Below are 15,023 nucleotides of genomic sequence, written 5' to 3'. Positions count from 1 at the left end.
CGTGTTTGATATCGGTTTTAGCGAACTGTTATTGGTGTTCGTGATCGGCCTCATTGTTCTGGGGCCGCAACGATTACCTGTAGCGGTAAAAACGGTTGCTGGCTGGGTTCGCGCTTTGCGTTCCCTTGCAACTACTGTTCAGAATGAACTGACCCAGGAGCTTAAGCTTCAGGAGTTTCAGGACAGCCTGAAGAAAGTAGAGAAAGCGAGCCTGACAAATCTGACCCCGGAGCTGAAAGCGTCAATGGATGAGCTGCGTGAAGCGGCGGAATCGATGAAGCGTTCTTACAGCGTGCACGATCCTGAGAAAGCGAGCGATGAAGCGCACACTATCCATAATCCGGTGGTGAAAGAAGGTGAAGCGCAGCGAGAAGGGGTAACCCCTGCCGCCGCTGAAAACCAGGCCAGTTCGCCGGAGCAAAGACCGGAATCCACGGGTGCTAAAACGCCAGAGCAGACGGAAAACACTTCCGCCACGTTGATGGATGCAGAAAAGAAAGCTGCCGCACCTGTTGTCGAATCCTCCCCCTCGTCGAGTGATAAACCGTAAACATGGCTGTAGAAGATACCCAACCGCTCATTACGCATCTTATCGAGCTGCGTAAGCGACTCCTGAACTGCATTATTGCGGTTATCGTGATCTTTCTGGCGTTGGTTTACTTTGCCAACGACATTTACCATATGGTTGCGGCACCGCTGATTAAACAGATGCCGCAGGGTGCAACGATGATCGCCACCGATGTGGCCTCACCGTTCTTTACCCCTATAAAGTTAACCTTCATGGTGTCGCTGATCCTGTCAGCGCCAGTGATCCTCTACCAGGTATGGGCATTTATTGCGCCTGCTTTGTACAAACATGAACGTCGCCTGGTTGTGCCGCTGCTGGTCTCCAGCTCGTTGTTGTTCTACATCGGCATGGCATTCGCCTATTTTGTCGTCTTCCCGTTGGCGTTTGGTTTTCTGGCTAACACGGCTCCGCAAGGCGTGCAGGTATCGACGGACATTGCCAGCTATCTCAGCTTCGTCATGGCGCTATTTATGGCTTTCGGTGTCTCTTTTGAGGTCCCTGTCGCCATTGTGCTGCTATGCTGGATGGGCATTACGACACCTGAAGATTTACGTAAGAAACGACCTTACGTTGTGGTGGGAGCATTCGTCGTCGGGATGTTACTGACCCCGCCAGATGTCTTCTCGCAAACGTTGTTGGCGATACCGATGTACTGCCTGTTTGAAGTGGGCGTTTTCTTCTCTCGTTTCTATGTCGGTAAGCGACGTACGCGAGATGAGGACAACGAGGCTGAAGAAGCAAAAGAAGCCGAAGCCACCGAGAAAACAGAAGAGTAAATTCAACCGCCCGTCAGGGCGGTTGTCATATGGGAGGTAGCATGTTTGATATTGGCGTTAATTTAACCAGTTCACAATTTGCGAAAGACAGGGATGATGTTGTGGCGCGCGCCTTTGCTGCGGGCGTAAACGGTATGCTTCTGACCGGAACAAACCTGCACGAAAGCCAGCAGGCGCTGAAGTTGGCGCAACATTATCCGCATTGCTGGTCCACGGCTGGCGTGCACCCGCATGACAGTAGCCAATGGCAATCCTCAACGGAAGACGAGATTATCGCGCTGGCAAACCAGTCTGAGGTGGTCGCTATTGGCGAGTGCGGTCTGGATTTCAATCGCAATTTCTCCACGCCACAGGAGCAGGAACGTGCTTTTGAGGCACAACTGCGCATTGCCGCTGAACTGCAGATGCCGGTTTTCATGCATTGTCGGGATGCCCATGAGCGTTTTCTGACGTTGCTGGAGCCGTGGCTGGATAGTCTCCCGGGCGCGGTGCTGCACTGTTTTACCGGAACGCGGCAGGAGATGCAGGATTGTGTGGACCGAGGGCTTTATATTGGTATTACCGGCTGGGTCTGTGATGAGCGCCGTGGGATGGAACTGCGGGAACTGCTGCCGTTTATTCCGGTAGAAAGACTACTGATCGAAACCGATGCGCCTTACCTACTTCCTCGCGACTTAACGCCTAAACCGACGTCACGGCGCAATGAACCGGCGCACCTGCCACATATTCTTGAGCGTATTGCCCACTGGCGCGGAGAAGATCCTCAATGGCTGTCAGCAACCATTGATGCTAACGTCCGAACGTTGTTCGAAGTGACCTTCTAAACGGCTTAAATTTTTCGAAAACCGGTATTTTTCACGCTCTGCTTAACTTCTTTATTCAACAGGTTAAGCAGTAGCATGGAACGCGCTTCGCCATCCGGTTCGGTGAAGATCGCTTTTAGCCCCTCAAATGCCCCTTCAGTAATAATCACGCTGTCCCCTGGCTGAGGAGTTTGCGGGTCCACAATACCTTCAGGCTTGTAGATAGAAAGCTGGTGAATAACGGGAGAAGGGACGGTCGCAGGCGTCGCGCCAAAACGGACGAAATGGCTGACACCACGCGTGGCATTGATAGTGGTGGTGTGGATCACTTCCGGGTCGAACTCGACAAACATGTAATTAGGGAATAGTGGTTCACTGACTGTGGTACGTTTACCGCGCACTATTTTTTCCAGGGTGATCATAGGCGTCAGGCAGTTCACCGCCTGTCTTTCCAGGTGTTCCAGGGCTCTCTGAAGTTGCCCACGTTTGCAGTACAGTAAATACCAGGATTGCATAATAACTCTTATCCGCTTGTTCTGAGCGCAAGCATAGCAAAAGCCATGCGTTAAGTTAATTATACCCACCTCAACGCAGGCTGAAACCCAATGGGTATATACGCCCGGGGCTTATATGTATCGCCAGAGTTCACGCTAATTTAACAAAAATACAGCATCACAATGATGAACGCCGTATAATGAAGCGCTTACGAAGAGGCCACAATGGACGCCATGAAATATCACGATTTACGCGACTTCCTGACGCTGCTTGAACAGCAGGGCGAGCTCAAACGCATTTCGCTTGAGGTGGATCCCCATCTGGAAATTACTGAAATTGCCGATCGCACTCTGCGTGCCGGTGGGCCTGCGTTACTGTTTGAGAATCCGAAAGGCTATTCAATGCCGGTGCTGTGTAACCTGTTTGGCACACCAAAGCGTGTTGCGATGGGGATGGGACAAGAAGATGTCTCGGCGCTACGAGAAGTCGGTAAACTGTTGGCGTTTTTGAAAGAGCCAGAGCCACCGAAAGGATTCCGCGATCTGTTTGATAAGCTGCCGCAGTTTAAGCAGGTGTTGAACATGCCGACTAAGCGGTTGCGCGGTGCACCTTGTCAGCAAAAAATCTACTCGGGCGATGACGTTGATTTAAACCGCATTCCGATTATGACCTGCTGGCCGGAAGATGCCGCGCCGCTGATTACCTGGGGGCTCACCGTGACGCGTGGTCCGCATAAAGAGCGGCAGAATCTGGGCATCTATCGTCAGCAGCTGATTGGCAAAAACAAGCTCATTATGCGCTGGCTGTCCCATCGCGGCGGCGCGCTTGATTACCAGGAGTGGTGCGCAGCGCATCCGGGCGAACGCTTCCCGGTTTCTGTGGCGTTAGGAGCAGATCCTGCGACCATTCTGGGGGCCGTGACGCCGGTCCCTGATACATTATCCGAGTACGCATTTGCCGGGCTGTTGCGCGGAACCAAGACCGAAGTGGTTAAATGTATTTCCAACGATCTGGAAGTGCCTGCCAGCGCAGAAATCGTGCTGGAAGGGTACATTGAACCGGGCGAGCTGGCTCCGGAAGGGCCGTATGGCGATCATACCGGCTACTACAACGAAGTAGATAGCTTCCCGGTCTTTACCGTCACGCACATTACCCAGCGTGAAGATGCAATTTATCACTCTACCTATACCGGACGCCCGCCAGATGAACCCGCGGTGCTCGGCGTGGCGCTGAACGAAGTCTTCGTGCCTATTCTGCAAAAGCAGTTCCCGGAAATCGTCGATTTTTATCTACCTCCGGAAGGCTGTTCTTATCGCCTGGCCGTCGTGACGATGAAAAAACAGTACGCTGGTCATGCCAAACGCGTCATGATGGGCGTTTGGTCGTTTTTGCGTCAGTTTATGTACACCAAATTTGTTATTGTTTGCGATGATGACGTCAACGCACGCGACTGGAATGATGTGATTTGGGCAATTACTACCCGTATGGACCCGGCCCGGGATACGGTACTGGTAGAGAATACGCCAATTGATTACCTGGACTTTGCCTCGCCGGTTTCCGGCCTTGGTTCAAAAATGGGGCTGGATGCCACAAATAAATGGCCGGGCGAAACCCAACGTGAATGGGGACGTCCGATTAAAAAAGATCCTGAAGTGACTGCGCGCATTGACGCAATTTGGGATGAACTGGCCATCTTTAATGACGGCAAAAGCGCCTGAGGCGCGATCGTTTTGCCTATTGATCCGACAGAGAGAGCGCATGACAACCTTAAGCTGTAAAGTGACCTCGGTAGAAGCTATCACTGACACCGTATATCGCGTTCGTTTAGTGCCAGACGCGGCGTTTTCCTTTCGTGCTGGCCAGTATTTAATGGTCGTGATGGATGAAAGGGATAAGCGTCCGTTCTCCATGGCATCAACGCCGGACGAGCAAGGATTCATTGAGCTGCACGTTGGCGCCTCTGAGCTAAATCTTTACGCCATGGCCGTGATGGACCGTATTCTGAAAGACCGGGAAATCAAGGTCGACATTCCGCATGGCGAAGCCTGGCTGCGTGACGAAGACGAGCGCCCGCTGATCCTGATTGCCGGTGGTACAGGGTTCTCTTACGTGCGTTCTATTCTGCTTACCGCGCTCGCGCGCAACCCAAACCGCGATATCACCATTTACTGGGGCGGTCGCGAGGAGAAGCATCTCTACGATCTCTCCGAGCTGGAAGCGCTGTCTGTGAACCACCCGAATCTGCGCGTTGAGCCAGTGGTGGAACAGCCTGAAGACGGCTGGCGTGGTCGTACGGGAACCGTGTTAACGGCAGTATTGCAGGATTACGGTACCCTGGCGGAGCATGATATCTACATTGCCGGGCGTTTTGAAATGGCCAAAATCGCGCGCGATCTCTTCTGTAATGAGCGCAGTGCGCGTGAAGATCGCCTGTTTGGCGACGCTTTCGCGTTCATTTAAGCGCTGTGCGCCGGAGTCCTTCCGGCGCATTCATCACCAACCTTACTTCTTCTAACAGGGTGCAAGCCCGGTCTCGTTGTTTCTCTTTTTCACCACGTTTTTTAGTAAACATGTTTTTCCTATCTATTAATCACAAAACTTAGCTTTTGTGACAGGTCTCTTTTTGTTTAGTAAACAAAATTGGCAAACTAGACACAATCAAATTGCGAGGCGCAAACGAGGAAGACCATGAGACTCGGACTGGATATTGGCGGGACTAAAATCGAAGCGGTGGTGATTGATAACGCGGGTGAAATTGTTTACCGCGAGCGATGCGCGACACCAAAGCAGAGTTACGGTGATTTTTTCCAGGCCGTGACGGAGATGATTGCTAAGGCCAGACTGGCCGTTAATCAGCCTTTCTCGGTTGGCGTTGGGGTGCCCGGTGCGGTGGATAGCGAAAGGTTAATCAAAAACTCCAACATTCTGGTGCTGAATCAGCAGGCCTTTGCGCAAGATCTTGAGCAAGCGTTAGGGATGGCTGTGCCCGTCACCAACGATGCTAACTGCTTTACGCTGTCGGAAGCGATGGACGGTAGCGGACACGGGCATAGCGTGGTATTTGGCGTGATCCTCGGTACCGGTTGCGGCGGTGGACTATGCATCGATTACCGCTTGATCTCTGGACCTAACGCCTGCGCAGGAGAGTGGGGGCATAATGCATTGCCGCGCTACCACGAATCTCAGGACGGGACTGGAGTGACATGCTATTGCGGACAGTTGAACTGTATTGAAAGTTTTATTTCCGGTAGCGGTCTGGAACGTCAGTATATGAATCACACCGCGCAGCATGTGGGTGTGCCACAAATTATGCAACAGGTAGAATCGGGTGATGCAGATGCCTGTTTGTTATGGGAACGCTATTGCGATCAACTGGCGCGTGCGTTGGCAAGCGTGGTGAATACGCTCGATCCCGATGTCATTGTGTTGGGGGGCGGGGTATCTAATATCGATTTACTGTATTCTGGTTTACAGGCGCGAGTGGCGCAGTACGTATTTGGTAAGCAGTGCCGCACACCGATCGTTCGGGCCCGCCACGGCGACAGCAGCGGCGTACGCGGTGCGGCCTGGCTGGGGGCGCAACAAGCCATAGTAGAATCAATGAGAGTGAAATGACGAAACCTGTACGTATCAGAGATATTGCCGAAGCTTGTGGTGTTTCAGTTGGTGCAGTTTCCCGCGCCCTAAAAGGGCAGCCGGGGCTGCGTGAAGACACCCGGCTGCGCATTATTTCTGTGGCGCAGCAGCAGGGTTATGATTTTTCCCGTCTGCGCACTGACAAGATCAAACGCGTCCTGTTTTTACTTCACCGCCAGCACAATATCAGCCGGGCATTGCCGTTTTACTCTCAACTGCTGCTGGGCATAGAAGATAACTGTCGTGACCATGGTATTGCGCTGAGCTTTCTCTCCATTGGTCCAGGCGATGCAGTGAGTGAGCAGGTGCTGCTGCACCAGCCTGATGCGCTGATCTGTGCCGGATTTTTTGAGCCTGAATTACTTGGCTTGCTGCAACAGATGAAACTGCCGTTGGTGCTGGTGGATCTCTGGGCGCCGGGCCTGCCTTGCGTGAATCCGGACAACACCCAGGGCGGTTATCTGGCTACACAACATTTGATTGCACAAGGTCGCAGCCGTATTGCTTTTCTTGCCAGCACGCTTGCGCACTACAGCATCCGTCAGCGCGAGAAGGGTTACCGTCAGGCATTGTATGAGGCCCGTTTGCTGATGCCGCCAGAGTATGAAGCCATTGCGCCGCCGCTGCTGGATACCGAGCAATCTTTGGTGGAGGCGGTGAATGAATTGCTCAGTCTGCCAGAGCCGCCCGACGCTATTTTTGCCTATAACGATGCGGCAGCGCTGGTTGTTCAACGGGTGTGTGTGCAGCAGGGTATACGTATCCCGGAAGATCTTGCGCTGGTTGGGTTTGATGATATCGATGCTGCGGCCTGGTCACATCCACCACTCACCACCATTGCGGTTGATAAACAACAATTGGGGCGTGAAGCGCTGCGTTTATTGCTGGAAGAAAATCAGGAAGAGAATCTGCTGTTGCCGGTGCAGTTAGTGGTACGTGGTAGTTCAGAGAAATAAAAAACCCGCCCCTGACAGGCGGGAAGAACGGCAACTAAATTGTTATACAATGGCATTTGTGTTGTAGGCCGGATAAGACGTATCAGCGTCGCCATCCGGCATAGTCGCCGGGGGCGCTTCGCTTGCCCGGCCTACAATAAGTCACATGCTTTGATTAAACTCGCTCAAATACCGTCGCGATGCCCTGGCCTAACCCGATACACATCGTCGCCAGGCCAAACTGTACGTCTTTGCGTTCCATCAGATTGAGCAGGGTGGTGCTGATACGCGCCCCAGAGCAACCCAACGGATGGCCCAAAGCGATCGCCCCGCCGTTGAGGTTGATCTTCTCATCGATCTGCTCCATCAGCCCCAGATCTTTAATGCACGGCAGGATCTGAGCGGCAAAGGCTTCGTTCATCTCAAACAAACCGATATCGCTGGTGGAGAGTCCCGCTTTTTTCAGCGCCAGTTTTGAGGCCGGAACCGGACCATAACCCATAATTGAAGGGTCGCAACCAACAACAGCCATCGAACGAATACGGGCACGCGGCGTCAGACCCAGCTCACGGGCGCGGCTTTCGCTCATGACCAGCATCGCCGCTGCGCCGTCGGAGAGCGCGGAGGAGGTACCGGCAGTAACCGTTCCGCTAACCGGATCGAACGCCGGGCGCAGGGTGGAGAGCGCTTCAACGGTTGTCTCAGGACGGATAACCTCATCGTAGTTAAACTGCTTCAGTACGCCGTCGGCATCATGGCCGCCGGTCGGGATGATTTCGTTTTTAAATGCGCCAGACTGTGTTGCAGCCCAGGCGCGAGCATGTGAACGCGCGGCGAAGGCGTCCTGCATTTCACGGCTGATGCCGTGCATACGAGAGAGCATTTCCGCGGTCAGACCCATCATTCCCGCGGCTTTTGCCACGTTGCGGCTCATGCCCGGGTGGAAATCAACGCCGTGACTCATTGGCACATGGCCCATATGCTCCACGCCGCCAATCAGGCACGCCTGAGCATCGCCGGTCATGATCATGCGTGCCGCATCGTGCAGCGCCTGCATGGACGAACCGCACAGGCGGTTGACCGTGACGGCTGGAACGGAGTGCGGAACTTCCGCCAGCAGCGCGGCGTTACGGGCGATGTTGAAACCCTGCTCCAGCGTTTGCTGCACACAGCCCCAGTAAATATCATCAAGCGCGGATGGCTCCAGCGCAGGATTTCGCGCCAGCAGGCTACGCATTAAGTGTGCGGAGAGATCTTCTGCCCGCACGTTACGAAACGCGCCCCCTTTCGAACGGCCCATCGGGGTACGGATCGCATCAACAATTACAACCTGTTCCATTGTGACTCCTTAAGCCGTTTTCAGGCTGCCAACCGGGCGGGCAGGCTCAACCTGGGGATAATACGGTTCGTTATGGCGCGCCTTATCACGCAGGCCAGCCGGAACTTCATACAGTGCTCCGAGGTGCTGATACTGCTGGGCCATATCGAGATACTTCGCGCTGCCGAGCGTATCCAACCAGCGGAACGCGCCACCATGGAACGGAGGGAAGCCCAGGCCATAAACCAGCGCCATATCGGCTTCTGCCGGGCTGGCGATAATGCCTTCTTCCAGACAACGCACCACTTCGTTGACCATTGGGATCATCATGCGAGCAATAATCTCTTCATCACTGAAGTCGCGTTTCGGCTGGCTGACTTCTGCCAGTAGATCGTCAACGGTGGCATCCTCTTCTTTCTTCGGCTTGCCCTTGTTGTCTTCTTTATAACGCCAGAATCCAAGACCGTTTTTCTGTCCGAAACGGTTCGCATCAAACAGGGCGTCTATCGCGTCGCGATAATCTTTCTGCATACGCTGAGGGAAGCCTGCGGACATCACTGCCTGCGCGTGATGTGCGGTATCAATTCCCACCACGTCCAGCAGATAAGCCGGGCCCATCGGCCAGCCAAACTGTTTTTCCATGACTTTGTCGATTTTGCGGAAATCCGCCCCATCGCGCAGCAGCTGGCTGAAACCGGCAAAATACGGGAACAGCACGCGGTTCACGAAGAAACCAGGGCAGTCGTTGACCACAATTGGGGTTTTGCCCATCTGGCTTGCCCAGGCGACAACTTTGGCGATGGTTTCATCCGAGCTTTTCTCGCCGCGAATGATCTCAACCAGTGGCATGCGGTGTACTGGGTTAAAGAAGTGCATCCCACAGAAGTTTTCCGGGCGCTTGAGCGCGCTGGCCAGCTCGTTGATTGGGATGGTGGAGGTATTTGAAGCCAGTACGGTGTCCGGGCGTACCTGATCTTCGGTTTCTGCCAGTACCGCTTTTTTCACTTTCGGGTTTTCCACGACAGCTTCAACCACCACGTCCACACGCTCAAAACCGCTATAGTCGAGGGTTGGATGAATAGTGGAAATCACGCCCGCCATTTTCAGACCGTCAATTTTGCCGCGCTCAAGCTGTTTGTTCAGCAGCTTGGCCGCTTCGGTCATGCCCAGCGTTAATGATTTGTCATTGATATCTTTCATGACAACCGGCACGCCTTTCCAGGCTGACTGGTAAGCGATGCCGCCGCCCATAATGCCCGCGCCCAGCACCGCAGCTTGCTTCGGTGCTTCAATATTTTTGGTGAGTTTTTTGGCTTTGGCTTTGACGAACTGATCGTTAAGGAAGATCCCAACCAGCGCGCGAGCTTCACTGGTGTGCGCCAGTGGAACAAAGCTTTTATTTTCCAGATTCAGCGCTTCTTCACGGCCAAAACGGGCCGCTGCTTCAATGGTTTTTACCGCGGTAATCGGCGCGGGATAATGCTTCCCTGCCGTCTGTGCCACCATGCCTTTAGCGATGGTAAAGCTCATAGCCGCTTCAATTTTGCTGAGTTTCAACGGCTCCAGCTTCGGCTGACGTTTGGCCTTCCAGTCGAGGTCGCCGTTAATCGCCTGACGTAATACCGCTATCGCGCCATCAAGCAGTTTGTCTTGCTTCACTACGCCATCGACCAGGCCGATTTTTAGCGCCTGCTCGGCACCAACATCCTTACCTGCCGCAATAATTTCCAGCGCGCTGTCCGCACCCAGCATACGTGGCATACGCACAGAGCCGCCAAAGCCCGGCATAATGCCCAGCTTGGTTTCCGGCAGGCCAATGCGCAGGTCCGGCGTTGCCAGACGATAATCGGTTGCCAGAACACACTCGCAGCCGCCACCCAGCGCGTAGCCGTTTACCGCTGAAAGGGTCGGAACAGGCAGATCTTCGAGGCGATTAAAGACGCTGTTGGCAAAATGCAGCCACTGGCTCAGTTGTTCTTCAGGCACGAGGAACAGTGAAAGGAATTCGGTGATATCGGCACCAACAATAAAGGCTGCTTTGTTAGAACGCAGCAGCAGTCCTTTTAAATTCGGTTGTTTTTCCAGCACATCAAGCGCATGGCCCAGGCTGGCAACGGTGGCCGTGTCGAGTTTATTGACCGAACCAGGGGCATCGAACACCAGTTCGGCGATGCCATCTTCCAGCCAGTCGAGGTACAGGGTGTCGCCTTTGTAAAGCATGTCAGTCTCCTGAATCCGCAAGGTGATCTGGTCATACCAGATGAATCGAAGTGTGTGTTTTATGTTAATAAAATGCAAACAAATGATTAAAGAAATGACGATTCGATCACGCTCGGCAGAAATCACGCACTCACAAAGCGATGTGCTAAGATGCGGAGACTTGAGGTCAAAAAACAGAAGGATAGAAAATGGAATCGCTGGCCGCACTCTATAAAAATCATATCGTTACCTTACAGGAACGGACGCGCGACGCGCTGGAACGCTTCAAACTGGATGCGTTACTTATTCACTCTGGCGAACTTGTTAACGTCTTTCTCGACGATCATCCATATCCGTTTAAGGTCAATCCACAATTTAAAGCCTGGGTGCCTGTAACGCAGGTTCCTAACTGCTGGTTGCTGGTGGATGGCGTGAACAAGCCGAAACTGTGGTTCTACCTGCCGGTCGATTACTGGCACAACGTTGAGCCGCTGCCGACCTCCTTCTGGACGGAAGAAATTGAGATCATCGCGCTGCCAAAAGCGGATGGTATCGGTAGCCAACTGCCTGCTGCTCGCGGCAATATCGGTTACATCGGCCCGGTTCCGGAACGTGCGCTGCAACTGGACATCGCGGCCAGCAACATCAACCCGAAAGGGGTGATCGACTACCTGCATTATTACCGCGCCTATAAAACGGATTACGAACTGGCCTGTATGCGCGAAGCGCAGAAAATGGCGGTAAATGGACACCGTGCCGCAGAAGAAGCGTTCCGTTCCGGAATGAGCGAGTTTGACATCAACCTCGCTTACCTGACTGCCACCGGTCACCGCGACACAGACGTGCCATATAGCAACATCGTGGCGCTTAACGAGCATGCTTCGGTTCTTCATTACACCAAGCTGGATCATCAGGCACCGTCTGAAATCCGCAGCTTCCTGCTCGATGCTGGTGCGGAATACAACGGTTATGCGGCAGATCTGACGCGTACCTGGTCGGCGAAAAGCGACAATGACTATGCGCATCTGGTGAAAGACGTTAACGACGAAGAGCTGGCGCTGATTGCCACCATGAAAGCAGGCACCAGCTACGTGGATTATCACATTCAGTTCCATCAGCGCATCGCGAAGCTGCTGCGTAAGCATCAAATCATCACCGATATGAGTGAAGAGGCGATGGTGGAAAACGATCTTACCGGGCCGTTTATGCCGCACGGTATCGGTCACCCGCTGGGTCTGCAGGTACATGATGTCGCTGGCTTTATGCAGGACGACAGCGGTACTCATCTGGCCGCGCCGTCGAAGTATCCTTACCTGCGTTGCACCCGCGTACTGCAACCAGGCATGGTTCTGACCATCGAACCGGGCATTTACTTCATTGAATCTCTGTTGGCACCATGGCGTGAAGGACAGTTCAGCAAGCACTTCAACTGGCAGAAAATTGAAGCACTGAAACCGTTCGGCGGTATTCGTATTGAAGACAACGTGGTGGTCCACGAAAACAATATCGAAAACATGACGCGGGATTTGAAACTGGCGTAATGGACAGTTGGTTAATCCCTGCGGCGCCGGTTAGCGTCGTCGAAGAGATCAAAAAAAGCCGCTTCATTACGCTGCTCGCCCATACGGACGGCGTAGAAGCGGCAAAAGCGTTTGTTGAGTCAGTCAAAGCGGAACACCCGGACGCCCGACACCATTGTGTGGCGTGGGTGGCGGGTGCGCCCAATGACTCGCAGCAGCTGGGATTTTCAGACGATGGCGAACCGGCGGGTACGGCAGGTAAACCGATGCTCGCGCAGCTGATGGGGAGCGGCGTCGGTGAGATTACCGCTGTAGTCGTGCGCTACTACGGCGGTATCCTTCTCGGTACTGGAGGGTTGGTAAAAGCCTACGGTGGCGGTGTGAATCAGGCGTTGCGCCAGTTAACGACACAGCGCAAGACGCCATTAACCGAATATACTTTGCAGTGTGAGTACGGTCAGCTGGCAGGCATTGAAGCCTTGCTGGGGCAGTTTGACGGTAAAGTCGTTGCCAGTGATTACCAGGCTTTTGTTCGGCTCAGGGTGGCGCTTCCTTTTGCCAAAGTGGATGAGTTTTCGGCAAAACTGGCGGATTTTAGTCGTGGTTCATTGCAATTGTTAGCGATTGAAGAATAATCCCCACCTCATTTTAAAGAACTAAGGAAGCGGCAGAGATGCATTTTCGCGCCATCACCCGAATCGTTGGACTACTGGTCATCTTATTCTCGGGGACAATGATTATCCCCGGACTGGTAGCGCTCATCTACCGCGATGGGGCTGGGCGTGCATTCACCCAAACTTTCTTCGTTGCTCTGGCGATCGGCTCCATGCTGTGGTGGCCAAACCGTAAAGAGAAGGGTGAGCTGAAATCGCGTGAAGGATTTCTGATTGTCGTTTTGTTCTGGACCGTTCTGGGCAGTGTGGGTGCGCTACCGTTCATCTTTGCTGAAAGCCCTAACCTGACGATAACCGACGCTTTTTTTGAATCCTTTTCCGGATTAACCACTACAGGTGCGACGACGCTGGTGGGGCTGGATTCATTGCCACACGCGATTCTCTTTTATCGCCAGATGCTGCAATGGTTCGGTGGGATGGGGATCATCGTGCTGGCGGTGGCTATCCTGCCTATTCTTGGTGTTGGTGGGATGCAGCTCTATCGTGCAGAAATGCCGGGGCCGCTGAAAGATAATAAAATGCGCCCGCGTATTGCCGAAACGGCGAAAACGCTGTGGCTAATCTATGTATTACTGACGGTGGCGTGCGCGCTGGCGCTATGGTTTGCCGGGATGCCCGCGTTTGACGCCATTGGGCACAGTTTTGCCACAATCGCCATCGGTGGTTTTTCCACACACGATGCCAGCGTGGGGTATTTCGACAGTCCCACGATTAACACCATCATTGCTATCTTCTTGCTGATCTCCGGTTGTAACTATGGTCTGCACTTCTCTTTATTAAGTGGGCGTAGTCTGAAGGTCTACTGGCGGGATCCGGAATTCCGCATGTTTATCGGCGTGCAGTTGACGCTGGTGGCAGTCTGTACGCTAGTGCTATGGATACACAATACCTATGGCTCGGCGCTCACAACGATCAACCAGGCCTTTTTCCAGGTGGTATCGATGGCGACGACCGCCGGATTTACCACGGACAGTATTGCCCGCTGGCCCCTGTTCCTGCCAGTGCTGTTGCTGTGTTCTGCTTTTATCGGCGGTTGTGCCGGGTCGACGGGCGGTGGCTTGAAGGTGATTCGTATCCTGCTGCTGTTTAAGCAGGGTAACCGCGAATTGAAACGACTGGTCCATCCGAATGCGGTTTACAGTATCAAACTGGGTAACCGTGCGTTGCCGGAGCGAATTCTTGAAGCCGTATGGGGATTCTTCTCTGCCTATGCGCTGGTCTTTATTATCAGTATGCTGGCGATTATTGCGACCGGTGTTGATGACTTCTCCGCGTTTGCCTCTGTTGTGGCAACGTTGAATAACCTGGGGCCTGGACTGGGGGTTGTCGCCGACAACTTTGCCAGTATGAACCCTGTGGCGAAGTGGATCCTGATTGCCAATATGCTGTTTGGTCGTCTGGAGGTCTTTACTCTGCTGGTGCTCTTTACCCCTACCTTCTGGCGTGAATAATGGAGTAACACGTGAAAACACTGATTCTTTTTTCTTCCCGGGACGGACAAACGCGTGAAATCGCTGAGTATCTGGCTTCTGAACTCAAAGAGCTGGGCGTTTGGGCAGATGTTGTTAATTTGCATCGTACCGCGGAGCCGGACTGGCAAAATTATGACAGCGTGGTAATTGGCGCCTCGATTCGCTACGGTCATTACCATGCTGCTTTTCAGGAGTTTGTGAAAAAGCATGCCACACGGCTGAATTCGATGCCGAGCGCGTTCTACTCCGTAAACCTGGTTGCCCGTAAACCGGAGAAACGTACGCCGCAAACCAACAGCTATGCGCGTAAGTTCCTGATGAGTTCGCCGTGGCGACCAGACCACAGCGCAGTCATTGCGGGTGCTTTGCTGTATCCACGCTATCGCTGGTATGACCGCGTTATGATCCAACTGATAATGAAGATGTCAGGCGGTGAAACGGATACGAATAAAGAAGTGGTGTATACCGATTGGGAACAGGTTGCGAGATTCGCGCGAGAAATAGCCCAATTAACCAACAAAGCGTTGTTAAAATAAACGCAAAGAATAAAAAATACGCACTCGGAAGATTATTTTAAATTTCCCCTTGTCAGCCTGAAATAACTCCCTATAATGCGCCTCCACTGAC

The 15,023-nt window shown here is 53.3% G+C and carries 14 protein-coding genes; 11 read left to right on the top strand and 3 right to left on the bottom strand.

Going from position 1 to position 15,023, the window contains the following annotated elements; all coding sequences use genetic code 11:
• The first annotated feature begins 1 nt into the window (after position 1).
• From tatB to tatD, 3 genes are read left to right on the top strand one after another with little or no spacing between them, the layout of a single operon-like run.
• Entirely contained in the window at positions 2 to 550 is a 549-nt protein-coding gene (gene tatB / locus OGX86_RS22330) for a Sec-independent protein translocase protein TatB (protein WP_286640701.1), read from the top strand.
• Between the two features lie 2 nt (positions 551 to 552).
• Positions 553 to 1,344, top strand: a complete 792-nt coding sequence (gene tatC / locus OGX86_RS22325; RefSeq protein WP_003828911.1) for a Sec-independent protein translocase subunit TatC — start codon at positions 553 to 555, stop codon at positions 1,342 to 1,344.
• Positions 1,345 to 1,385: 41 nt separating this feature from the next.
• On the top strand, positions 1,386 to 2,168 hold the full coding sequence (tatD, locus tag OGX86_RS22320) for a 3'-5' ssDNA/RNA exonuclease TatD (protein ID WP_032945714.1): 783 nt from the start codon (positions 1,386 to 1,388) through the stop codon (positions 2,166 to 2,168).
• 5 nt (positions 2,169 to 2,173) lie between these two features.
• Here tatD and rfaH read toward each other — a convergent pair whose 3' ends face one another.
• A complete protein-coding gene (rfaH, locus tag OGX86_RS22315; RefSeq protein ID WP_286640699.1) occupies positions 2,174 to 2,662 on the bottom strand; it encodes a transcription/translation regulatory transformer protein RfaH in 489 nt (162 codons plus the stop codon).
• A gap of 204 nt (positions 2,663 to 2,866) precedes the next feature.
• On the opposite strand from rfaH, the gene ubiD reads away from it, so the two are divergent.
• From ubiD to OGX86_RS22295, 4 genes are all read left to right on the top strand, one after another.
• Positions 2,867 to 4,360 (top strand): 4-hydroxy-3-polyprenylbenzoate decarboxylase, encoded by a 1,494-nt coding sequence (ubiD, locus tag OGX86_RS22310; protein ID WP_003828905.1) that lies wholly within the window; start codon positions 2,867 to 2,869, stop codon positions 4,358 to 4,360.
• 40 nt (positions 4,361 to 4,400) lie between these two features.
• A complete protein-coding gene (fre, locus tag OGX86_RS22305; RefSeq protein ID WP_003828903.1) occupies positions 4,401 to 5,102 on the top strand; it encodes an NAD(P)H-flavin reductase in 702 nt (233 codons plus the stop codon).
• Positions 5,103 to 5,330: 228 nt separating this feature from the next.
• Positions 5,331 to 6,257, top strand: coding sequence for an ROK family protein (locus OGX86_RS22300; RefSeq protein ID WP_286640697.1), 927 nt, complete (start codon positions 5,331 to 5,333; stop codon positions 6,255 to 6,257).
• A complete protein-coding gene (locus OGX86_RS22295) occupies positions 6,254 to 7,234 on the top strand; it encodes a LacI family DNA-binding transcriptional regulator (protein ID WP_286640695.1) in 981 nt (326 codons plus the stop codon). The genes OGX86_RS22300 and OGX86_RS22295 overlap by 4 nt, the downstream gene beginning before the upstream one ends.
• A gap of 154 nt (positions 7,235 to 7,388) precedes the next feature.
• On the opposite strand, the gene fadA is transcribed toward OGX86_RS22295, so the two are convergent.
• Together fadA and fadB are read right to left on the bottom strand one after the other, a co-directional pair.
• Entirely contained in the window at positions 7,389 to 8,552 is a 1,164-nt protein-coding gene (gene fadA, locus OGX86_RS22290) for an acetyl-CoA C-acyltransferase FadA (RefSeq protein WP_003828895.1), read from the bottom strand.
• 9 nt (positions 8,553 to 8,561) lie between these two features.
• Positions 8,562 to 10,751, bottom strand: coding sequence for a fatty acid oxidation complex subunit alpha FadB (gene fadB / locus OGX86_RS22285; protein WP_128317231.1), 2,190 nt, complete (start codon positions 10,749 to 10,751; stop codon positions 8,562 to 8,564).
• 188 nt (positions 10,752 to 10,939) lie between these two features.
• Here fadB and pepQ point away from each other — a divergent pair, with 188 nt between their 5' ends.
• The 4 genes from pepQ to hemG are packed head-to-tail and all read left to right on the top strand — an operon-like array spanning position 10,940 to position 14,932.
• Positions 10,940 to 12,271, top strand: a complete 1,332-nt coding sequence (gene pepQ, locus OGX86_RS22280) for a Xaa-Pro dipeptidase (RefSeq protein ID WP_032950648.1) — start codon at positions 10,940 to 10,942, stop codon at positions 12,269 to 12,271.
• Positions 12,271 to 12,885: an IMPACT family protein gene (locus tag OGX86_RS22275; protein ID WP_003017851.1), complete on the top strand. Its 615-nt coding sequence runs from the start codon at positions 12,271 to 12,273 to the stop codon at positions 12,883 to 12,885. Before pepQ ends, OGX86_RS22275 begins: the two co-directional genes overlap by 1 nt.
• 38 nt (positions 12,886 to 12,923) lie before the next feature.
• Positions 12,924 to 14,375 carry a Trk system potassium transporter TrkH gene (trkH, locus tag OGX86_RS22270; protein ID WP_003017848.1) on the top strand — a complete coding sequence of 484 codons (1,452 nt, stop codon included), beginning with the start codon at positions 12,924 to 12,926 and terminating at the stop codon, positions 14,373 to 14,375.
• Positions 14,376 to 14,386: 11 nt separating this feature from the next.
• The gene (gene hemG, locus OGX86_RS22265) at positions 14,387 to 14,932 is read left to right on the top strand and encodes a menaquinone-dependent protoporphyrinogen IX dehydrogenase (protein ID WP_032945724.1); all 546 of its coding nucleotides are present in this window, start codon (positions 14,387 to 14,389) and stop codon (positions 14,930 to 14,932) included.
• The last annotated feature ends 91 nt before the right edge of the window (positions 14,933 to 15,023 follow it).

It is taken from the genome of Citrobacter sp. Cpo040, from assembly GCF_030332915.1.
Lineage (GTDB): Bacteria > Pseudomonadota > Gammaproteobacteria > Enterobacterales > Enterobacteriaceae > Citrobacter > Citrobacter portucalensis.
The sequence above is the reverse complement of the archived record's forward strand: the minus strand, read 5'-3'. Positions and strand labels throughout refer to the sequence as shown.

Coding starts and splice junctions, on each gene's coding strand:
- fre (WP_003828903.1), top strand. CDS start 4,401: ATGACAACCTTAAGCTGTAAAGTGACCTCGGTAGAAGCTATCACTGAC.
- OGX86_RS22295 (WP_286640695.1), top strand. CDS start 6,254: ATGACGAAACCTGTACGTATCAGAGATATTGCCGAAGCTTGTGGTGTT.
- fadA (WP_003828895.1), bottom strand. CDS start 8,552: ATGGAACAGGTTGTAATTGTTGATGCGATCCGTACCCCGATGGGCCGT.
- trkH (WP_003017848.1), top strand. CDS start 12,924: ATGCATTTTCGCGCCATCACCCGAATCGTTGGACTACTGGTCATCTTA.
- rfaH (WP_286640699.1), bottom strand. CDS start 2,662: ATGCAATCCTGGTATTTACTGTACTGCAAACGTGGGCAACTTCAGAGA.
- tatC (WP_003828911.1), top strand. CDS start 553: ATGGCTGTAGAAGATACCCAACCGCTCATTACGCATCTTATCGAGCTG.
- pepQ (WP_032950648.1), top strand. CDS start 10,940: ATGGAATCGCTGGCCGCACTCTATAAAAATCATATCGTTACCTTACAG.
- tatD (WP_032945714.1), top strand. CDS start 1,386: ATGTTTGATATTGGCGTTAATTTAACCAGTTCACAATTTGCGAAAGAC.
- fadB (WP_128317231.1), bottom strand. CDS start 10,751: ATGCTTTACAAAGGCGACACCCTGTACCTCGACTGGCTGGAAGATGGC.
- OGX86_RS22300 (WP_286640697.1), top strand. CDS start 5,331: ATGAGACTCGGACTGGATATTGGCGGGACTAAAATCGAAGCGGTGGTG.
- ubiD (WP_003828905.1), top strand. CDS start 2,867: ATGGACGCCATGAAATATCACGATTTACGCGACTTCCTGACGCTGCTT.
- OGX86_RS22275 (WP_003017851.1), top strand. CDS start 12,271: ATGGACAGTTGGTTAATCCCTGCGGCGCCGGTTAGCGTCGTCGAAGAG.